At 48.2% G+C, this 21,399-nt stretch carries 20 protein-coding genes; 13 read left to right on the forward strand and 7 right to left on the reverse strand.

Annotated features, from left to right (window positions below; genetic code table 11):
- Nucleotides 1–211: 211 nt before the first annotated feature.
- The 4 genes from FO440_RS23715 to FO440_RS23730 are packed head-to-tail and all read left to right on the forward strand — an operon-like array spanning nucleotide 212 to nucleotide 7,063.
- Complete coding sequence (locus FO440_RS23715; protein ID WP_222104047.1) at nucleotides 212–3,328, forward strand: SusC/RagA family TonB-linked outer membrane protein; 3,117 nt, start codon at nucleotides 212–214, stop codon at nucleotides 3,326–3,328.
- A gap of 16 nt (nucleotides 3,329–3,344) precedes the next feature.
- The gene (locus FO440_RS23720) at nucleotides 3,345–4,904 is read left to right on the forward strand and encodes a RagB/SusD family nutrient uptake outer membrane protein (RefSeq protein ID WP_144250804.1); all 1,560 of its coding nucleotides are present in this window, start codon (nucleotides 3,345–3,347) and stop codon (nucleotides 4,902–4,904) included.
- A 46-nt stretch (nucleotides 4,905–4,950) separates the two neighbouring features.
- Nucleotides 4,951–6,012, forward strand: a complete 1,062-nt coding sequence (locus tag FO440_RS23725; RefSeq protein WP_144250805.1) for a glycoside hydrolase family 43 protein — start codon at nucleotides 4,951–4,953, stop codon at nucleotides 6,010–6,012.
- Between the two features lies 1 nt (nucleotide 6,013).
- Entirely contained in the window at nucleotides 6,014–7,063 is a 1,050-nt protein-coding gene (locus tag FO440_RS23730) for a glycoside hydrolase family 43 protein (RefSeq protein WP_144250806.1), read from the forward strand.
- 105 nt (nucleotides 7,064–7,168) lie between these two features.
- Here the strand turns inward: FO440_RS23730 and katG are convergent, their stop codons facing one another.
- From katG to FO440_RS23750, 4 genes are all read right to left on the reverse strand, one after another.
- On the reverse strand, nucleotides 7,169–9,436 hold the full coding sequence (gene katG / locus FO440_RS23735; RefSeq protein ID WP_144250807.1) for a catalase/peroxidase HPI: 2,268 nt from the start codon (nucleotides 9,434–9,436) through the stop codon (nucleotides 7,169–7,171).
- Nucleotides 9,437–9,474: 38 nt separating this feature from the next.
- The gene (locus FO440_RS23740) at nucleotides 9,475–9,885 is read right to left on the reverse strand and encodes a nuclear transport factor 2 family protein (RefSeq protein WP_144250808.1); all 411 of its coding nucleotides are present in this window, start codon (nucleotides 9,883–9,885) and stop codon (nucleotides 9,475–9,477) included.
- Nucleotides 9,886–9,975: 90 nt separating this feature from the next.
- Nucleotides 9,976–11,496, reverse strand: a complete 1,521-nt coding sequence (locus FO440_RS23745; protein ID WP_246104316.1) for a carboxylesterase/lipase family protein — start codon at nucleotides 11,494–11,496, stop codon at nucleotides 9,976–9,978.
- A gap of 10 nt (nucleotides 11,497–11,506) precedes the next feature.
- Nucleotides 11,507–12,889, reverse strand: coding sequence for a glycoside hydrolase family 30 protein (locus FO440_RS23750; protein ID WP_144250809.1), 1,383 nt, complete (start codon nucleotides 12,887–12,889; stop codon nucleotides 11,507–11,509).
- 335 nt (nucleotides 12,890–13,224) lie between these two features.
- Here FO440_RS23750 and FO440_RS23755 point away from each other — a divergent pair, with 335 nt between their 5' ends.
- The 6 genes from FO440_RS23755 to FO440_RS23775 all read left to right on the forward strand — a co-directional run bounded on the left by FO440_RS23755 (nucleotide 13,225) and on the right by FO440_RS23775 (nucleotide 18,178).
- Nucleotides 13,225–14,070, forward strand: coding sequence for an RteC domain-containing protein (locus FO440_RS23755; RefSeq protein ID WP_144250810.1), 846 nt, complete (start codon nucleotides 13,225–13,227; stop codon nucleotides 14,068–14,070).
- Nucleotides 14,071–14,526: 456 nt separating this feature from the next.
- Entirely contained in the window at nucleotides 14,527–14,661 is a 135-nt protein-coding gene (locus FO440_RS25030) for a hypothetical protein (RefSeq protein WP_262711515.1), read from the forward strand.
- A 56-nt stretch (nucleotides 14,662–14,717) separates the two neighbouring features.
- Nucleotides 14,718–15,101, forward strand: coding sequence for a glycine cleavage system protein H (locus FO440_RS23760; protein WP_144250811.1), 384 nt, complete (start codon nucleotides 14,718–14,720; stop codon nucleotides 15,099–15,101).
- A gap of 196 nt (nucleotides 15,102–15,297) precedes the next feature.
- Nucleotides 15,298–16,413 carry a histidine decarboxylase gene (locus FO440_RS23765; protein ID WP_144250812.1) on the forward strand — a complete coding sequence of 372 codons (1,116 nt, stop codon included), beginning with the start codon at nucleotides 15,298–15,300 and terminating at the stop codon, nucleotides 16,411–16,413.
- Nucleotides 16,414–16,415: 2 nt separating this feature from the next.
- On the forward strand, nucleotides 16,416–17,348 hold the full coding sequence (locus FO440_RS23770) for an NAD-dependent epimerase/dehydratase family protein (protein ID WP_144250813.1): 933 nt from the start codon (nucleotides 16,416–16,418) through the stop codon (nucleotides 17,346–17,348).
- Nucleotides 17,345–18,178 (forward strand): sigma-70 family RNA polymerase sigma factor, encoded by an 834-nt coding sequence (locus FO440_RS23775; protein ID WP_144250814.1) that lies wholly within the window; start codon nucleotides 17,345–17,347, stop codon nucleotides 18,176–18,178. Before FO440_RS23770 ends, FO440_RS23775 begins: the two co-directional genes overlap by 4 nt.
- A gap of 1 nt (nucleotide 18,179) precedes the next feature.
- Here FO440_RS23775 and FO440_RS23780 read toward each other — a convergent pair whose 3' ends face one another.
- Nucleotides 18,180–18,395 (reverse strand): CHC2 zinc finger domain-containing protein, encoded by a 216-nt coding sequence (locus FO440_RS23780; protein ID WP_186292788.1) that lies wholly within the window; start codon nucleotides 18,393–18,395, stop codon nucleotides 18,180–18,182.
- A gap of 173 nt (nucleotides 18,396–18,568) precedes the next feature.
- Nucleotides 18,569–18,838, reverse strand: coding sequence for a helix-turn-helix domain-containing protein (locus FO440_RS23785; RefSeq protein WP_144250816.1), 270 nt, complete (start codon nucleotides 18,836–18,838; stop codon nucleotides 18,569–18,571).
- A 249-nt stretch (nucleotides 18,839–19,087) separates the two neighbouring features.
- Between FO440_RS23785 and FO440_RS23790 the strand changes: the two genes are divergently transcribed.
- The 3 genes from FO440_RS23790 to FO440_RS23800 are packed head-to-tail and all read left to right on the forward strand — an operon-like array spanning nucleotide 19,088 to nucleotide 20,243.
- Nucleotides 19,088–19,717 (forward strand): SatD family protein, encoded by a 630-nt coding sequence (locus tag FO440_RS23790; RefSeq protein WP_144250817.1) that lies wholly within the window; start codon nucleotides 19,088–19,090, stop codon nucleotides 19,715–19,717.
- Nucleotides 19,695–20,048, forward strand: coding sequence for a hypothetical protein (locus tag FO440_RS23795; protein WP_144250818.1), 354 nt, complete (start codon nucleotides 19,695–19,697; stop codon nucleotides 20,046–20,048). Before FO440_RS23790 ends, FO440_RS23795 begins: the two co-directional genes overlap by 23 nt.
- Nucleotides 20,049–20,051: 3 nt before the next feature.
- On the forward strand, nucleotides 20,052–20,243 hold the full coding sequence (locus FO440_RS23800) for a hypothetical protein (protein ID WP_144250819.1): 192 nt from the start codon (nucleotides 20,052–20,054) through the stop codon (nucleotides 20,241–20,243).
- Between the two features lie 11 nt (nucleotides 20,244–20,254).
- On the opposite strand, the gene FO440_RS23805 is transcribed toward FO440_RS23800, so the two are convergent.
- Complete coding sequence (locus FO440_RS23805; RefSeq protein ID WP_144250820.1) at nucleotides 20,255–21,379, reverse strand: acyltransferase family protein; 1,125 nt, start codon at nucleotides 21,377–21,379, stop codon at nucleotides 20,255–20,257.
- Nucleotides 21,380–21,399: the final 20 nt, after the last annotated feature.

Consider the following 21,399-nt stretch of genomic DNA (forward strand, 5'->3'; position numbering starts at 1 on the left):
TTGAGACGATCTGCCTAACGCTTGCCATTTAATTCCTTTTCCTTTGTTAGACCATTATAATTCCCGGTTGCCCTGTAGCAGCGGGTTATAACCTATAACAAACATTTATGATCAAGCTGTATCCAACTTAAGCGGCTTGCCGGCGGCTAAATTCCGCCCGCAACGCACGAGCACATTATCTGATTTTTTAAAAAAGCTAATCTATTCAATTATGAGTTTTTCTTTACTAATTCCAAAGTCCTGGTATAAGATCACGAGAGCAGTACTGGGACAAGTATGCCTGAGCCTGGCCATAATGGGTATGGCCAAAGCACAGGCCGGGCAGCAGGTTGCCGTAAGCGGGACAGTGAGCACCGCGGCAGGCGAAACATTGCCGGGCGTAAGTGTCGTCATCAAAAATTCCGGTACCGGCACGACCACCGATGTTAACGGTAAGTTTTCCATTAATGTAGCTGACGCTAACAGTACGCTGGTTTTTAGCTATGTTGGCTATTCATCACAGGAGATCGCCCTGGCGGGTAAGACGCAACTAAACGTGGTACTTGAACCGTCTAAACAAACCAACCTGGAGGAGGTGGTGGTTATAGGTTACCAGTCCGTTCGTAAAAAAGACCTGACCGGCGCGGTGGCCAGCATCAGTCCTCAGGATGCTAACCGGGTCACTTCGAGCTCGCTGGGCGAATCCTTACAAGGTTTGTCCCCGGGTGTGACCGTAAGAACCAGTGGCGCACCGGGAGCAGGCGCTGAAATTGAAATCCGGGGCATCGGCAGTTATCTTTCTTCGGCACCGCTATATGTGATCGACGGCATGCTTTCTGACGCTAATGTTACGGTAAATAATAATGATATCGAATCCATTCAGATCCTGAAAGATGCCTCTGCGGCGGCGATCTACGGTTCCCGTGCGGCAAACGGCGTGATCATTATCACTACAAAACAAGGAAAGAACGGTCCGCCAAAAATTACTTTTTCGGCAAAGTACGGCAAACAATACATTCCGAAAAAATGGGATGTGATGAACAGTACACAATATGCGGCGATCAAACGCCAGGAGTATTTAAACTCAGGTACAGCCGCTGATCAGATCCCGGCAAGCATCGCCGCTGGAACTTTTAATCCTTCGATCAATACCGACTGGCAAAAATTAGATGAACGTGCCGGCAATGATCAGGATTATAACGTGACGATATCCGGTGGTACTGATCATTCCAAATACCTGGTATCCGGCAGTTATTATGATAACCAAAGCGTTTTGTTGGCAAACTCGTTCAACCGCGCCAGTTTGCGTATCAACACTGAGTCAAAAAAAGGGATACTGACTTTTGGTGAGAACGCCTTATTGACCAATACCAATACACGTGTGCCTAATGAAGGCAGCCCGTTCTTTGACCTGCCCACTTCATTACCAACCGTTCCGGTGAAGGATCCTAAATGGATCAATTCTACGAATCCCCAGGGATTCACCAACGGTACCAACGACCAGGGACAAAATGTGGACCTAAGCTATGCCAATAATATATTGGCCGGCAACCAGGTAAGCAGCCAGTACACCAATAACGCGAAGCTGATCAGTAACGCCTTTGCACAGTTACAATTGACCAGCTGGCTGTATTACAAGTTTAATATCGGCCTGGAAACCAGTTTTGATTATACCCGTAACTTGTTTGACGGTATTCCTATCCGGTATGGTACGCCTTCGGCATCAAGCGCTGTGAATGAAGTACGCGGCCAGTTTACCAACCTGCTGATGGAACATACACTTAATTTTAACAAGTCTTTTGGCGAACATACGATTAACGGTGTTTTTGGGTTTACCCAGCAGCGCGAAAAGGATACTTTCACCGGTGGCGGAAGAACAGATCTTACGTTTATAGATGGCGCCTATCAAACCTCCATCAATTCAGCAACAGGTGATCCGACTTCGTTAGGTGGCACCGGTACTGATTTTAAAATTATCAGTTACCTGGGAAGGGTGAATTATACCTTTAATGACAAATATTTATTTACGGCAACCGGGCGTATTGACCAGGATTCCAGGTTTGGCGCTAATTTTCAAACCGGATTCTTTCCTTCACTCGCGGCAGCATGGCGGATTAACCGGGAAAGCTTTTTTAAAGCGGATTGGATAGATGATCTGAAATTAAGCGGGTCTTATGGCGTATTAGGGGTGAATACCATCCCGCAATTTGCCAATATGGGCTATATCAATAACGCCCCAAGGGCGGTTTTTGGTAATGACGTGATCGCGAATGGTGCTTACCAGGCATCTTTGTATAACCCCGATGTTCACTGGGAAAGCCGCCATGAAACAAATATAGGCCTTGATGCAACTATTCTGAACAACAGGTTAACGGTATCGGCGGCGGTATACCGGAATGTTTCTAAAGATGCTTTGCTGATCGAACAGCTACCCGGTTACCTGGGTGCCAATAATAATCCATATATCAATGCCGGATCCATCAGTAATAAAGGGATTGAGTTTTCAGCAACGTATCGCGATAACAGCCGTCAATTTAAATGGAGCATTTCAGGCAATGTAACCACCATTAAAAATAAAGTATTAAGTGTAGGTGACCAGGGTGGTGCAGATTACCTGGTACAGAACCCGGATATTACCCGTGCGCAGGTCGGTCACCCGATCGGTTCCTGGTACGTACTCAAAGATATCGGCCTGTTTCAAAGCCAGGCAGAGATCAATAATTACAAAAGGTCAAACGGCGATCTGATAGAACCCTTCGCAAAACCGGGTGACATCAAATTTTACGCAGATCCAAACGGTACGGGCCAGATCAGTAATAATGACCGTGTTTTCAACGGTTCGGCCTTACCGAATTTACAAACCGGTTTACAGTTTAATGCGGCGTATAAACAATTTACCATGAATATTCAATTGGTTGGTGTATTTGGTTCAACCATATTTGATGCCGTTCGTCAAACTTTAGACAGCTATCAAACCAGTAATTTCCGGGCCGACATAAACCCCTGGACCCCTACCAATACACATACTGCTGATCCGCGCCTGGGGCTTGCAGGAAATGATGCGGGTATCGTGAGCAACAATACTTATGCAAGTTCACGCTGGCTGGAGAATGGTTCCTACGGCCGTATCCGTAATCTTGAAATAGGTTATGCCTTACCTAAAAGCCTGTTGACCCAATGGCATATCGATAATGCAAGGATCTTCATCAGCGGCCAGAACCTGCTGACCGTAACCAGGTACAAAGGGCAGGACCCGGATGTAACCGGTAACCTAACCCAGCCAGGTTTTGACAATGGCGGCTGGCCGCCAAGCAGGATCCTTTCCCTTGGAATTAACTGTGGATTTTAATTAAGATTTTATTAAGATGAAAAAAATAATCATAGGCTTCGCCGCAGTTTTGACAATGGGGCTGGCCGGTTGCAAAAAATCATTGAATATTGTGAACCCGGATGCCGTGACGACGCAGCAGTTTTGGAAAACTGCTGCTGACGCGCAATCGGGCGTAAATGCCATTTACAGTACTTTTCACCGGACCGGGCCATGCCGATGGTATTTCTTTGCCACCATGATCCGTGCAGACGAAGGTTGGAGCAAAAGTGGCGACCCGAACCTGATCGCTAATTTTGACCAGTTTGTGGTTAGCGATTACAATTACGGTAACGTTTATGGCGGGCTTTGGACCGATAATTATTTTGGTGTTAACCGCGCCAACCAGGTTCTGGATAATGTGCCGAATATCAATATGGATGCCAACCTGAAAGCGCGGTATATAGGCGAGGCAAAGTTTTTAAGGGCCTTATTCTATTATCACCTCGCTACCTTTTTTGGCAATGTGCCTATTTTGTTAAAATCCTCATTGCCTTCAGATAAGCCGGAAACATCACCGCAAGCCGCAGTCTGGGCACAGGTTGAAAAAGACTGCGCGGACGCCGCAGCGGTGTTACCCGCAAGTTATACCGGCAGCGACATTGGCCGTGCAACTAAAGGCGCAGCCAACGCGCTGATGGCCAAAGCCTACATGCAGCAGCGCAATTACCAGGCGGCCTTGGCACCCTTGCAAGCGGTAATACAAAGTGGTACATATGCTTTAACAGCTAATTACCAGGATAATTTTCTATCAACTACAGAAAATAACAGTGAATCCGTTTTTGAATACAATAATGCGTTAAATCCAAATGATACCCATGACGATGATACGGATGTCGGTGCTGAGGACAACCTGAACTATGGTTCATCCATACCGCCATTTTTTGCACCTCCGCAGCTGGGCTTTACAGATGGTGAAGCCAGGCGTTGGCCGGTTGCCGAATTTGAGCAAGAGAAAACAACTACAGGCCAGCGCGACCCGCGATTAGCAGTTACGTTCCTGTTTGATTCGACCGATGTGCGCGGCCCGAACTTTACGCAGATCTACGGACAGACTTTTGCGTCAAGATATGGCACGAACAACGTGGCTAACGATAATTTTATTTGGTTCGCCAAGCTGTTGGATTATAATAATGGCACCAGTGCGGCTCCGGGTAATTTTGAAATTTTCCACTCGCCGAATAACTATCGTTTTATTCGATATGCCGACGTGTTATTACTCTATGCGGAGTGCCTGAATGCAACAGGCGCTACATCAAGTGCCTATCAATATGTAGATCAGGTAAGGCGAAGAGCCGGCCTGGCAACTTTGAGCGTAGCCAAACCTGGTTTGAGCCAGGACCAGTTTTTGGTACAGCTTAAACATGAAAGGATCACAGAGCTTACCGGCGAAGGCCATCGCTGGAACGACCTGGCGCGCTGGGGAGACCTCGGACCTGGCCTGGCGTCCCGCGATGCAGGGTTCAAAAACTTTAAAACCGGGAAGAATGAATTTTTTCCGGTACCGCAGCGGGAAATTGATGTAAATCCAAAACTGAAACAAAACCCCGGCTACTAACCGGACCAAGGGGGCAGGTTTGCCTGCCCCCTTAAAATACCATTCTATGATCCATTTAAAAAACAGTCTCTATTTGCTGCTCGTATGTATCGTATTTTCATGCGGTAAGAACGCTGAAAAGACCACCGGCACTACCGGCACCACGGGCACAAGCACAGGGTTGTCGTATTTTACGAATCCATTGCTTAATACAGGGCCGGACCCCTGGGTGGTACAGTCAGGTGATAACTATTACTTTACGGCTACAACCGGGAATAACATCACGGTTTATCAAACGTCAAAAATGTCGCAACTCAGCAAAGCGCCAAAACAGGTAGTTTGGACACCGCCGGCAACCGGTCCGTATTCGGGCGATATTTGGGCACCCGAGATTCATAACCTGAACAATAAATGGTATATCTATTTTGCGGCTGATAACGGCAACGATACAACGCATCGTATTTACGTGCTGGAGTCTTCAGCGGCAACGCCGGAAACAGGCTCCTGGACCCTAAAAGGCAAACTGGCAGCAGCTACGGACAGGTGGGCGATAGACCCAACCATTCTTTCTTATAACAATCAATTATATTGTATCTGGGCCGGCTGGCAAGGCTATAACCAGCCGGGTACAGAGCAACTCTATATCGCTAAAATGAAAGATCCTTATACGATCGAAGGGGATCGTGTGATGTTATCGCAGTCCACCTATTCCTGGGAGAAAAATGGCGCTCTCATCAATGAGGGGCCGGAGATCCTCACCAATAAAAATGGCAATGTGTTTTTAATTTACTCAGCCAGCAGCTGCTTCACCGACGATTATTGCCTGGGCATGCTCAGCCTGCGAAACGGGGGGGATCCGATGAATCCGGCGGACTGGACTAAAAAAGCGGATCCGGTATTCGCCAAGAACGCGGCTGGCGGGAGTTTTGGCCCGGGCCATTGCAGCTTTTTTGTATCAAAAGACACGAAAGAAAACTGGATCTTATACCATGCAAATTCCTTCAGTGGTCAAGGCTGCGGGGATACCCGCAACCCGCGGATGCAAAAATTTACTTTTAACGCGGACGGTACGCCTGATTTTGGCAACCCGGTAGCCGTTGGCAATCAAATCGTTCCATCAGGAGAATAACATGAAAAAGATCTATTTTAGTTTCTGCCTGTCACTGACTATAGCAACAAATGTCATGGCCCAGGCACACCAACCCAAAATATTCAAGAATCCACTATTGAACTCAGGTGCTGATCCCTGGGTAACTTACCGGGATGGGTATTACTATTACACTAATAGTACCGGCAAAGACCTTCAACTATGGAAGACGAAAGATATGACCGACCTGAAAAATGCGCAGCATCAGGTTATATGGACCCCACCCGCAGGTAAGCCCTGGTCAAAAGAATTATGGGCTCCTGAAATTCATTACATCAACCATAAATGGTATATGTATTTTGCCGCGGATGATGGTGAGAATAACCACCATCGTTTGTATGTGATTGAAAACAGTTCTGCTGATCCGATGCGGGGACGTTGGGCTTTTAAGGGGCAGATTACAGATGAAACCAATAAATGGGCCATCGATGCATCTGTTTTTGAAAACAAAGGGATGCTCTACATGATCTGGGCAGGTTGGGACGGGGATACCAATGGCGAGCAGGACATCTTTATCGCCAGGCTGAAAAACCCCTGCACCATAGGAAGTAAAAGGGTTAAAATATCATCACCTACCTTCAATTGGGAAAAATACGGGGATTTGCATGACCCGGGAAACCCGCCGCATGTCAATGTAAATGAAGGGCCTGAAATATTGAAACACAACAATAAATTGTTCCTCGTGTACTCTGCCAGCGGATGCTGGACTGATTATTATGCTTTAGGCATGTTAACGGCAGATGCAAACAGTGATTTACTGGATCAACGTTCCTGGGCGAAATCTCCGGATCCGGTTTTCAAGCAATCGCCGGAAAATAAAGTCTACGCTACAGGCCATAATTCCTTCTTTAAATCGCCGGACGGCAAGCAAGACTGGATCTTATACCACGCCAACCCGCAGCCCGGCATGGGCTGCGGCGATGACCGTTCGCCGAGGGCCCAGCAGTTTACCTGGCATAAAGATGGCACACCCGATTTCGGAAAACCGCTACCCACTGGTATCGCATTAGCAATACCTTCCGGCACCCCTTAAAATAGGGATGTTCAAAAACCAGCGATCGGTGCCGGGCTTGTTGTCGGCAATTAGTGATGTTCAGGTTTAAAAAAGGCACCGCGCTTATAAGGCGGTGCCTTTTTTTTAACCGATATCGAAGCGGTCCAGGTTCATGACTTTTGTCCAGGCGGCGACAAAGTCTTTCAGGAATTTGTCACCCGCGTCAGCGCTGGCATACACCTCCGCGATTGCGCGCAGTTCCGCATTGGAACCAAATACCAGGTCAGCCCTCGTGGCGGTCCATTTATGCGCTCCCGTGGCCCGGTTACTGCCTTCGTACAGTTCCTGATCCGGGCCTGCCGCTTTCCAGGCGGTGCGCATGTCCAGAAGGTTGACGAAGAAGTCGTTGGTCAGCACGCCTGGCCTTTGCGTGAAAACACCGTGCCCGGAACCGTCATAGTTGATATTCAATACCCTTAAACCACCGGTCAGTACCGTTAGTTCCGGCGCGGTGAGGGTCAGCAAATTTGCCTTGTCAATAAAGGACGCCTCTGTAGACACCGGTAATTTAGATTTCCGGTAGTTGCGGAAACCGTCGGCGGCCGGCTCCAGGTAGCCGAAGGACTCCACATCCGTTTTTTCCTGCGAGGCATCCGTACGGCCGGGAGTGAAGGGAACCGAAAGCGTATGACCGGCCTCTTTTGCTGCCTTTTCGATCCCGGCGTTACCGGCCAGCACGATCAGGTCCGCAAAGGAAATTTTCTTGCTGCCCGCGTTAAATTCCTGCCGGATCCCTTCCAGCACACCCAGTACTTTTTGCAGCTGTGCGGGGTTATTTACCTGCCAGTCCCTTTGCGGAGCCAGGCGGACCCTTGCGCCGTTGGCCCCGCCGCGTTTATCGGAGCCCCTGAAAGTTGCGGCAGACGCCCATGCCGTTCCGACCAGTTCGGATACGCTCAATTCGGAGGCCAGGATCTTTTCTTTCAATACAGCACCGTCCGCAAGACCGATCAGGGGATGGTCAAGTGCCGGCAAGGGGTCCTGCCAGAGCAGCTCTTCCTGCGGAACGTCCGGGCCGAGATAACGGGAAACCGGTCCCATATCCCGATGTGTTAATTTGAACCAGGCGCGGGCGAAAGCGTCCGAAAATGCGGCATGGTCTTCGAGAAAATGCCGGGATATCTTTTCATAGGCTGGGTCGAACCGCAGGGCGAGGTCAGTAGTGAGCATCGCGGGCAAATGTTTTTTAGTACCGTCATAGGCATCAGGAATGATCGCGTCCGCGTTTTTAGCGACCCATTGTTGCGCGCCTGCGGGGCTTTTGGTCAGCTCCCATTCAAATCCAAACAAGTTCTCAAAGAAATTATTACTCCACCGGGTAGGGGTGGTCGTCCAGGTCACTTCCAGCCCGCTGGTAATGGTATCCGCGCCCTTACCCGAACCGTAAGCATTCTTCCAGCCAAAACCCTGCAGCTCCAGGTCAGCGGCCTCGGGTTCTTTACCCACGTTGTCCGCCGGGGCGGCCCCATGGGTCTTGCCGAAGCTATGACCGCCTGCGATCAGCGCGACGGTTTCTTCATCGTTCATGGCCATGCGGCCGAAAGTATCACGGATATCCCTGGCTGCGGCAAGCGGGTCAGGATTTCCGTCCGGCCCCTCCGGGTTGACGTAGATCAGGCCCATCTGCACCGCCGCCAGCGGTTTTTCCAGGTAACGGCTATGGATATCCCCATCCGCGTCATCATCTGATACCAAAACGCCATGGTTCTCCACGACGCCCTCTGAACCATGCGCGTAACGCAGGTCGCCGCCCAGCCACGTGGTTTCAGCACCCCAGTAAACCGATTCGTCCGCTTCCCATACATCTTCGCGCCCGCCGGCAAAACCAAAAGTTTTAAAGCCCATGGATTCCAGCGCGATATTTCCCGCGAGGATCATCAGGTCCGCCCAGGAGATCCTGCGGCCGTATTTTTGCTTGATGGGCCAGAGCAACCTGCGCGCCTTATCCAGGCTCACGTTATCCGGCCAGCTGTTCAGCGGGGCGAAACGCTGCAGGCCCGCGCCGCCGCCCCCGCGGCCGTCCGTGACCCGGTAGGTGCCGGCGCTGTGCCAGGCCATCCGGATGAATAAGCCGCCGTAATGACCGAAGTCCGCCGGCCACCAGTCCTGTGAATCCGTCATCAGGGCGTGCAGGTCTTTCTTGACCGATTCCAGGTCAAGGCCCTTGAAAGCCGCGGCATAATCAAAATCACCGCCCATCGGATCAGCCAGGGAAGAATGCTGGCGTAAAATATTCAACTTCAGTTGCTTTGGCCACCAATCATGGTTGCGGGTGCCACCGCCGGCGGTGTTTTGTTTACTGCCGCCGTTGTGGAAGGGGCATTTGCTGATGTCATTTGATTCGTTTTCCATTTCTCAAATTTTTAGGTATCCAATGATTTAAAGTTAGATTATTTAAAAGACAATCCGGCGGCTTGCCTGATCCCGGCGACATTGGGGTAATCCCGGTATACTTTGATTTTATCACCCTCTATATACAGCAGCGCTACAGACGAAGGAAAGTGAAAGGATTGTCCGTCTGCCAACCGTTTGCCCTTAATTTCAAAAGAAACAAACACCGTCATCCCGTCCGCGCCCGGGATGGATGAGGCGGAAACACTTTCTATCTTCATCGCTTTGTTGATGGGGCTTTCGGTCATTTTCGCGAAATGGGCGCCGATGGCGGCAATCCCTGCGATTCGTTTATTCTCGGTGGCAAAGGGCGTTTCATAAACGCCGTCAGCCGCGAACAGCGCCACGAACGGATTGAAGTCGCGGGTTTGAAAAGCGTTGCGGATGGTTTCTATTACGTTCTGTATCATTTCTTTTCAGTAAATAATTACAACATTCTGATCAGCTTTTTTGTGTCTGTTCTATCTTCATACTTGATTCACATGGACACACTTCTTTGGTTACGGATTAAAGAAACTATCCATCAACACATACCGTTTTGCATTTTTTTCAGGCTGTGATTTACTCTCGGTATCGATCACCATTACTTTCGGGATACTGCTTTGCAGGCCGTACCAGGTGGGTAAGCCGGTGCCGTTCGGATTTCCGGTCTTTACAAAGTTGACGAAGAAATTTTGCATCGTTTCTGATACCTTATAATCGTCGTCCGTCCAGGCATAAACCTTGTTGGTTGGCAGGTTTCCAAGGGCATATTCTATTTCTGAGGCGTGTACCGCGCCTAAAGCCTGGTCAGCATTACCCGGGCGTTTTCTGGCAAACAAATACCGGTAAACAGGGTGTCCGTTAGTTTTGCTATGCAGGTCAATAAACTTCCAGGTGGCATAGGCAATGAATTTGTCCGATGCCAGGTCGGTCGCGGCCCGCAATACTTCAGCGTCGGTATTAGCCGGATAAACCCGGAGGATCTCATCGGCGCGGTTGCCGTATAGCTGATGAACCGCTGATTGATAGTTTTCAACCGTAGGTTCAGCCTTACCCAGTACGTCGCCCGCGCCAACCTCGGCCGTATTCCAGCCCGCTAATAAAGGCACGTCCATTTGTCTGCCCGTAGCGTAAATGGCTTGTGGGGATTCCGGGAGAAAATAGCCGTCAACAGTAGTCGGGAAACGATTATTTGCGGCCAGCTTTAATAAGGTATCTGCCGGGATTTTACGCAACTCCGCGATAGATGCTGCGTTGATACTTTTAGCAAATTTTAAGCCGTTTGCTTCGGCTTCCGTCAATGGCACCGGCGAACGATTACCCAGGAAGGAGCCGCTTTCACCTATTCCGCCTACAAACAAGCCTTTTGATAAAGGCGATGCGATCTGCCCGCATACAGACATCGAGCCTGCCGACTCGCCGGCGATGGTTATTTTATCCGGGTCGCCGCCAAAGGCTGCAACATTTTTCTTCACCCAAACCAATGCTGCGTGCTGGTCTAACAAACCGTAATTGCCTGAAGCATGGTGCGGCGATTCCGCCGTTAGGTCCGGATGCGCTAAAAAGCCAAAAATACCCAGGCGGTAGTTTACAGTGATCGTAATGATGCCTTTTTTAGCCAGGGCTTCTCCGTCATAACGGTATTCTGATCCGTCACCGGCATTCAGTCCTCCGCCATAAAAATAAACCAGCACCGGCAATTTCTCCTGTGCTGATTTTGCAGGTGTCCAGATATTCAGGTATAAACAGTCTTCGCTTTTGCCGGCGCTTCTGAACAGCATATCGCTGTAAATTGGGCGCTGCATGGCTTGCGGCCCAAAATGATCCGCTTTGCGTATGCCTTTCCAGTTTAAGGGTGCCCGCGGTTCTTTCCAGCGCAAATTGCCAACCGGTGCCTGTGCAAAGGGTACGCCTTTATAGGAAACGATACCGCTGGCTTCGGTAACACCTTGTAAAATGCCGTTTGCTGTTTTAGCTTCCTGCGAATAGGCCTGCGCAGACAAAAGTACTCCTATCAAAACAAATATTTTTTTCATCATAAATCTAAATTTACCAGACATAAGTAGCAACCGATGCCGCGCTCAAGTGCGCAATCACCGCCTTGTTTTTATAAGCTATTTTAAAGGTTTGTGCCGAGTTACCTTTATTTGCAACCACCAATACGGTCTTACCGTCTGGCGTGGCAAAGGCTACATCTGACAGGCCATCCGGTAAAGAACTTTCGATCCGGACCGAACCGGCCGGAACAAATTTTGACACCTGCCCGATGGTGTAATAAGCCAAATTCCGACTCACCTTGTCCCCGTCAATGGTAATAGCCCCCTGGCAGCCCGCACAACCGCCGTTATCGGTATGCGGTTTGTTTTGCGGGTCGGCGGCTATATTCCATAAGATCACGTTACGGCTCCAGTTACGGGTAGCGCCAATAACGATGCGTTCTTCAGGATTAGCCACATTAAAATCACTATGGCTTACGGCCATCATCTCGGTAAAATAAAGGTTCTTGTCCGGGAAAGCATCATGCACTTTACTTAACGCGGTTACCGGCCCGGCGTATAAGTGAAAGCCCGAGCCATCCACATATTGATTAGCCATCGGGTCGGTCATAATAGAGATTGGGTATTCGGGGGCGTCGCAATTATGATCATACAGAATAATCTTAGTTTTAATACCATTTGCTTTAAATAAGGGGCCCAGGTTATTTTTAATAAAGTTCAGCTCCTCTTTAGCCAGGAACTGGTTGCTGGGTGTATTGCCGTCATTAAATGGTTCATTTTGTATAGTGACAGCGTCTATCCTGATCCCGTGCTTTGCCATCTCCTGGACGTATTTTACAAAGTACCGGGCGTAAACGTCATAATATTGGTCCTGCAGCCTGCCGCCCTGGATATTATGATTTGATTTCATCCATAACGGGGGCGACCAGGGCGAACCTAAGATCTTAATCGCAGGGTTAACGGCCAGTATCTCTTTCAGCACCGGTATGACGTCCCGCTCGTCCTCCTTTAGCGTAAACTTTTCCAGCTTTAGGTCCGTTTGTCCCGCAGGAACATCATCATAAGAAAAAGTGTGGTCGTTTAGGTCAGATGAACCGATACTTAGACGTAAATAACTGATGCCGACATCATTTGGTCCGTTGCCAAATAATTCCCGGATGATTTTATGGCGCTCGCCTGCAGACATGCGGATCATGTTTTGGGCGCTGCCACCGGTAAGCGCAAAGCCAAACCCGTCAACCTGCTGGTATTTTTTCGCCGGATCAACCGTAATGACCGGTAACTTTTCGTCAACGCCCGTGCCAAAGGCCAGGGGCGATTGTTTGCTGAGCAAGGCCGACTTTTCGTTATTGGTCAGCCACCAGCTGATCGTATTTTGCGCGCAGCATGCGGTATTCAGCAGTATGGCGGTAAATAAGACTGTTAGGAATTTCATTGGGTCATGATTTAGTGACAAGATAAAGATATTACACTAAAAAGAATATTTAATAAAGCTCTTGTTTATAAGGATTAGGGGTTTGCTTCTTCATGAAATTTGTTTTGACTTTCCGGAGTGATCCCGGCCCTGGTAAATCCCGGAGCGGTGCCGTATAGCTGACCGGCTTATTTAACGATCACTAAATCAATTCAGGGCTTCAGATTTTAACGTGTAAATCAATTGGATACACTTTTTTCAGCACTGCGCTAATCCTTGTTTTGCTCCATCATCAATAAATAAGATGTAAAACGGGGGTTACCCCATTACCGTCATGGATTTATATTAAAGCAATTATGTACAATCAACGTTACGAAAAATGCCTGCAGGACCTGCAGGCAGAAATCAAACTATTGGACGAAGCCGGCATTTCACCGGCAGACCGTATCCGGCAAAGTGTACCCATCATCAGCCGGGTCACCGCGGATGTAAGGGAGCAGGTGTTACAGGATGGCTTTGGCGACGCGGCGCAGGAGATCAGTTTTTTCAAACAAGTCAAACCTCAAATGCTGGCTTTACGGCTATTTGAAACCTTGTTTTACAATTTATGTACCGGCAAGCCCGAAGGAACGCCAGAAATGCTGAAAGCTTATTATGAGGCGGAACTCTTACAGGTATTCCGGGAATTTAAAGTCAACCCGTTCGCCTATGCTTACTATAAAGCCGGTGCCTGCGAACTTGACCATTTCTACTTTATCCGCGACGCGAAGCTCCATGATTTGCCCATTTGTGAGCTCATCGATCCCTCACCCGGTTTCTCCACCGCCATGGATTATTCCTTCGCAAAATTTATCGCCTATGAAAAGCTCCGGGATCATCTTTTGCAGCAATTGACCAATGAACTGATCCGGGAGAAAGTTTCAGGCGCCGCGTTAAACGAGCTGCCCATGATCCGCTGGACCGGCGACTCGATCAACCTCGCTGAACTGGGTTACGGGATCTGGCTGACCGGCCAGGTCAATAACGGTCATGCCACGATAACCGAGATCCTCGCAGTCCTGGAATCAATATTTAATATCAGGATCGGGACCGCCTTCCGCAGGTGGCAGTCCATCAGCCGGAGAAAAAGGCTGAGCCAGACCAAATATACCGATGAAATGAAAGCGGCGCTGGTGAAAAGACTGGATGATGAGAATAGCTGAAATATCAATTTTCGGGATTTATGCGATTTGTGGGAAGAACCGCATTTAGCTGGCCTTGGTAAGCGTTTGATCTCAGTGCCGTTAGAACATCCTTTTAATGGACGATTTGGGAGAAATCCCTGTTTTTCGACTGCGACGCCGTAGGTTTTCACAAAGTAAAAATACCCGGCACTGATCCGCCATTTAATCTCAACCTTTAGTTCATAATTATAAGCAATGTCTTCAGGATGTTTCATTAGTTTATTTGGTTTTAGTTCGAAAAATGTGCCGGTTAGCCGGCGCATTTTTGAAATTGTACATGTCTACGCTTCTCACAAGGTAGAATCATAGGTTGGTTCGAAAGGTGCCGGGTCCTCCGGCACCTTTTATGAACAGCTGATGCGCCGGGAGATCATGATACTCAAACGTTCTTTATCGTTTTTTCATTCGTAAAATGAGATTAGTTAAGTTAAAAAAATGATGGTACCTAACACCCACCAGGAGCAGGTGGGTGTTTTTCGTTTACTCCGAACGTATTTAAATGATCAAAAACAACATATTGTTAACTGGCGCGCCGGGACAGATCGGAACCGGTGGCCGCGCCGTTTCTAAATATGTCAAACTGAGCGCGCCTCCGGGAGTAGGGGGGCTTCTTTAAGTCAAATTATATGAAAGAATATCCTGCAAATTTAAAATACACGGCAGACCATGAATGGGTAAGCCTTAATGGCAATGAAGTAACTGTCGGCATCACCGCCTTCGCCGCAGGTGAATTGGGCGACCTGGTCTATCTTGACCTGCGCGCTGCCGGAACGTACCTGGAGGCTGGTGAGGTATTCGGGACCATTGAAGCGGTGAAGACCGTATCCGACCTGATCATGCCTGTGAGCGGCACTATTACCGCTGTAAACATCCTGGCGATCTCAGCCCCTGAAGAAATCGCAGGTGATGTTTATGGCATGGCAGGCTGGCTGATCAAGGTGTTGCTAGAAGACCCGGCTGAAACCGAAGGCTTGCTGGAAAGGGGCGCTTATTATAAACTTATCGCTTGATTTTTATGTACAAAACTTTACAGCTGCAACCGATCACTGATTTGCTTCCGTGCAGTGAGATCACCCGGGAAGATGGCCGGCAGGTCATTGCCTTCTGCGCGAATAACGAACCCGTCCCGTCCGGGCGGCCGGCTGATGTGGCAGCACAATTTTGAAGGAACAGATATTTCCGCACAAACATTTCGATCAAAATAACATGAATACACTTTTAGAGCAGGATCAGATACGCCTGGATAATTATATCAGCAAAGTAAAAGAGCGCGCGGCACAGTTCCTGGGTTACCCGATCGCGGTGGATTTTAATTACGATGAACTGCTGCCGCTGCTGCGCTACCCGTTAAACAATGTCGGCGACCCTACGGTCGAATCTACCTATGATTTGAACTCCCGTTCGCTGGAAATGGAAGTACTGGCTTTTTTCGCGGATCTTTTCCGCGCCAGGGCAGGCGAGTGGTGGGGCTACGTGACCAACGGCGGTTCCGAAGGCAACCTGTACGGGCTTTATGTCGCCCGTGAGTTATACCCCAAAGCGATGGTATATTATTCAGAAGCGACGCATTACAGCATTCAAAAGAATATCAGCCTGCTCAACATGCCCAGCATCGTCATCCGCACTCAAGAGAACGGCGAGATCGATTATGAGGACCTTTGCAATACCATTAAGCTGAACAGGCACCTGCCCGTGATCATGGTGGCCAATATCGGTACCACGATGACCGAGGCCAAGGACGATATCATCCGCATCAAAAGCATTTTCAAGGAGAACGCCATCGCAGCCAGTTATATCCATTGCGACGCCGCCCTGACCGGTTGTTACGCCGGTTTCCTGGAACCTAAGCCACCCTTTGACTTCCGGGACGGCGCGGACAGTATCGCCATCAGCGGGCATAAGTTCCTGGGCTCGCCGATACCCTGCGGCGCGGTGATCGTAAAAAAGATCTACCGTGACCGGATCGGCAGAGAGGTGCCCTACATCGGCACGCTTGATACCACCATTTCGGGATCTCGTAACGGCCACAGCCCGGTATTCCTTTGGTACCGGATCAGGCAATTGGGACTGGACGGGATAAAAAGGCGGATCGAAGAGAGTCTTGAACTGGCTGCTTACACCATAACACAATTTCAATCTATCGGTATAACGGCCCGGAGAAATGAAAACGCCATTACGGTGGTCTTCCCCCAGCCATCGCAACAGGTCATTTTGAAATGGCAGCTGGCGACAGACGCCGGCCGGTCTCATATTTTATGTATGCCCGGCGTAAAGAAGCAACATATTGATCTATTGATCGCAGATATAAAAACAGGAATTTAAAGATGAAAAAAGATCACATATTGATTATCGGCGCGCTCGGCCAGATCGGTACCGAACTCACTATCGCGCTCAGGGAAATCCATGGCGAAGCCAACATCTTTGCCGCGGACATCCAGGCCACAGGCAGCGGTCCCAATTATCTGTGTCTTGACGCGCTCGATCATCAGCAGCTGGAGAAAGTGGTCAAAGAACACGGCATCAACCAGATCTATTTACTGGCAGCCATGTTATCCGCCAACGGGGAGAAGGATATCAATGCCGCCTGGCGCCTGAATGTCCAGAGCCTGATGTCTGTCCTGCAGATCGCCAAAGAGCAAAAGCTGGATAAAGTTTTTTGGCCGAGCAGTATCGCTATCTTCGGCCATAATGCTGCCAAGCATAACTGCCGCCAGCACGCGCGCGCGGAACCGGTCACGGTTTACGGCATCAGTAAAAAAGCCGGTGAACACTTCTGCAATTACTATTTCGAACATTATGGGGTGGATGTACGCAGCCTGCGCTTTCCCGGCCTGATCTCGTATACTGCGCCTCCCGGGGGCGGAACAACGGATTACGCGGTGGATATATACCACCAGGCAATCAAGAATCAGCATTATTCCTGCTTTCTTAAAGAAGATTGCTGCCTGCCGATGATGTATATGCCCGACGCGATCCGTGCGATACTCGAACTCATGGACGCGCCCAAAGAAAACATCACGATCAGGACCTCTTACAATATCGCGGGTATGAGTTTCGCCCCCTGCGATATCGCGGCCGCGATCAAAAAACATATCCCGGATTTTACCATGGATACGCAAGTCGATTTCCGGCAGGCCATCGCCCAAAGCTGGCCGGCCAGTATTGATGACGCGCAGGCCAGCGCGGACTGGGGCTGGAAACCCGGGTATGACCTGCAAAGTATGACCAAAGACATGCTGGAAAATCTGCAGCGATGAGAGGTATTCACATTACCAGCTCGATCACGGACAGGGGAAGCCAGGCGGTCGAGCTATATTTTAACGATATTTCAAAAACTGCGCTGCTGAGCGGCCAGGAAGAAGTGGAGCTGGCGCAAAAGATCCGCCAGGGTGACCAGGCAGCGCTGGATAAGCTGGTGAGCGCCAATTTACGCTTCGTGGTTTCTGTTGCCAAGAAATACCAGTACCAGGGCCTGCCCTTAAGTGACCTGATCAATGAAGGTAATCTGGGCCTGATCAAGGCGGCCAAACGGTTTGATGAAACCCGCGGCTTCAAGTTCATTTCTTTCGCGGTCTGGTGGATCCGCCAGAGCATTGTCGCGGGCCTGCTCGAAAACGCCCGGATGATCCGTTTGCCATCCAATATTGTTGCCGATATCTCTCAGATCAACCGTGCCGCGGGGGCGATCGAGCAGGAAACCACACGTGCGCCCACACAGGAACAGATCGCTCAACTGGCTAAGATGAGTCTGAACAAAGTCAGGGACGGCCTGCACAGCGCGGCATGGACCTGTTCGTATGATTCCGTTTTAGATGAAGATGGTTATACTTTGCTGGACCGTTTGAGTAGCCCGGATCATGAAACTGATAAGCACTTGCTGGCAGAATCGCGGCAGCAGGAAATGCAAAGCCAGCTCTGCCGTCTGTCTGGAAAAGAACAGCAGGTGATCCGTATGACCTATGGTTTTAATAACACTTACGAAATGTCGGCCTCTGAGATCTCCGGGATCTTAGGTCTGAGCGCCGAGCGGATCCGTCAGATCAGGAACAGCGCTTTGGATAAGTTAAAAGCCGGCCTGGTAAAATAAATTAATTTCGGGCTTGTATGGCCCTGGTAAATTCATCCGCACCGCCTTCTCGTCCGCAGCCAAAGCATTTAAAGATCTCTTTGGAGGGATAGACCATAAAGGAGGATGTGGTGTCGTTGTGAAACGGGCAGTTGCCTTTAAGGACCTTTCGGCCTTCCTGCAGCCTGACGTATTGCGTAATTAAACCGATGAAATCGTTTGGATGTAGTTCTGACAAGTTAATATGCGTATAGCACAAACATAATAAAGCTGCGCTATGAGCAGCAGCGGTGTTGATAAATTACATGTTGTGAATAAATTTCAGCATTCGTGTGCAAAAACAAATTGATGACAGGCGCTGATCAGGTACCTGTGGCGGGAACAATAAAGATGAACCCGAAAGCTTTTTCATTATTTTTTATTGCTGTGGCCGTTCAAAACCGACATTATTTCATCGTAGCTATAATAAAGTATACCGCCTATTTTTGATGGCGTCAAAGTTCCGTCCTGGCGCAGTTTGTGCAAGGTATTAGGCGATATTTTTAATAGGTTTTTCACCTGGTAACTTTTAAGCCATTTCTTTGGCTCGTCGCTCGATTTACCTAATAATGCTTTTATCTCGGTGAGTAATTTTTGTCCGAATATTTCTAAATCCTCTTTTGTTATGATTTCAGCTGCCATGTTTTATTTATTATCAACAGCAAAGCAACGGATGGAGCCGATAACAATTAGGTTGTTAAGAGGTTGGAAACCACAAATTATTGCTAATTTTCAGTGATGTTTTAAACATTTTATTAAGCTCAATTAGCAGCGGTTATCATGCTGTACACTTGGTTTCATAAAATAAAATAATTATTTCATTTTATTTGAAATAAAATTATTATTTCATTATTTGTGATATATTATTGACATTTTCACTATATTTGAAATATGAAAGAATATATCATCTTAATGGCGGATATCATCGGCAGCCGCAAGCAGGAACAGTCCGAATTAATGGCCGGGTTTAAAGAGATCGTGCAAGCGGCAAATGCGCAGGCCGGCTGGTTCGTTTCACCATTAACGATCACACTGGGGGATGAGTTCCAGGGCGTGCTTACTGATCCGGGCACAGCCATCCGGGCGATCCTGTTTCTGGAGGAAATGATCGTGAGCAGGGAGATGGCGTTCAAGCTGCGCTATGTGATCGTCGAAGGGTTGATCGAAACACCCGTTAACCGGGAGATCGCGTACGGGATGCTGGGAGACGGTTTAACGCGGGCCAGGCAATATCTGACCAACCTGAAAAAGGAAGAATCCCGTTTCTTTTTTTGGCTGAAAGACCAGGCGAAGAAAAAAGCGTTAAATAATGTTTTTATGGCGCTGCAGGATGTACTCGACGACTGGCGGCCGGAGAAAGATTTTTACCTGGTCAGGGAGTTCCTGGCAGAAGAGAGCTATCGGAAGGTGGCTGATAAACTTGGCAAAGAACCGTCCCTGATGTGGAAGCGGCGAAAAAGTTTGCGGATAAATACCTATCTTGCCCTAAAAGAAACCAGTGATTATATCGCCTATGCCTAAATTCCTGATCTTAGCTATCCTTTTCGTGGTGACAGAAGTCATTATCGCCTTTTTGTTCGCGGTCATCGCCCAGATCTTCTATAAACGGGTAGGCCTGGACTTTAAAGCGATCTTTAAGGGGATGGCCGAACGCGTTTTTTTATTTATCCTGCTGGCGAACGGTTATAGCAGCGCCCTGACTTTTTTCAGCGCGCTTAAACTGGCCACCCGGCTCAAACATGAAGAGCCTAAGCAGACGCTGGACGGTTTTAACGACTATTACCTCCTGGGGAATTTACTCTCCGTCGCAGTCGCCATCGGTTATGTCAACGCCTTCCAGCATATACAATAAACAATGAAAATTCCGGGAATTACGGTCCATAACAAATATTTCTATTACACTGGCAATGTGCTGATGGGAATAGGGATCTACCTGGATTTAACCAACAAAGCAAGCTATAATGCGATCAGTATATTACTTGTTTCAGGATTCTTACTGATGTTATTAGGCGTAAAAAAGCCAAAACAAAATAAGGATATGGTTTAAAAGTCAGGACCTTACCTAATTTTTCCCTTGTTATATTTAAGCTTTTCTTTTATTTTAAGGAAATACCATTCATATTGGTATGAAAAAAAGGCAATAACAAAAACAACCCCAATTTTAAATATAACTAATTGCCACAGCGGTAATCCGTGCAAATAACGCATCCAGGGCTGCCAGGTATTTGAGCCTATAAACAGCTGCTGCCATATATAGAGGCTATAAGAAAGAATGCCGATGCGCATCAATATTTTTGATGTTAAAATTCGGATTAACGGCCCTTTTTGCCCGAAAGAAAAAATAATAACAAAAGCCATCAATATTGCAGAAATGTACTCGCTGGCATATTTTGTATAAAGCTGGAAATTACGTGTACGAATAATAATTGCAATAACTAATAAAATAATGTCCCCAAAGGCATATAACCGCGAAGCTTTTAGTGTGATCATTTGTTTGAAAACCATTATCGCACATACGGACCCGATCAGGATGATGACCGGTCCCTTCCAGAAAGCATACATACAGGATTTTACAAACAATCCTCCTCCAGCAATAGTCGGAAAACAGGTAGCTGCTATACACGTGAGCGGTACAACGGTTATCAGCAGCAGCCCGACAATAAAATAACATTCTAAATTAAACACTAACAACAATGGGAATACCAGGTAAAATTGTTCTTCGACAGCTAATGACCAAAAATGCGCGGTATAATAGGAGCCGCCCATGGGTAAATTAGTGATAAAAGTTCCGGCTCCGATAAAATCAAAGGCGCTAAGATGTAGCCGGAATATAATGTTCAATATGGCCAAGACGACAAGGAACAGATAGGCGACCGGCAATATCCGAAGGGCGCGACGGATATAAAAATATTTGAGTGATATCTTTCCGTTCGTCACTTTCTCTTTAAGCAGCAAGGTGGTGATCAAAAAACCACTAATAATAAAGAATAAGTGAACCCCGGTATCGCTTTCGATCAGCATCCCGGATGTGTGGTATAAATATTTATTTATTCCAAAATGGGGCAATAACACCATTAATATCGCCAGGCCCCGCAATCCGTCTAAAAAAGGAAAATAATTCGCTGTTAAAGGCTCAGGTATAGTGAGGATGGGCGATTTTATTATTTTAATGAGTCTTTTCAAAGCGGTAATTTACAATAATC

This window comes from Mucilaginibacter corticis (assembly GCF_007558865.1).
Lineage (GTDB): Bacteria > Bacteroidota > Bacteroidia > Sphingobacteriales > Sphingobacteriaceae > Mucilaginibacter > Mucilaginibacter corticis.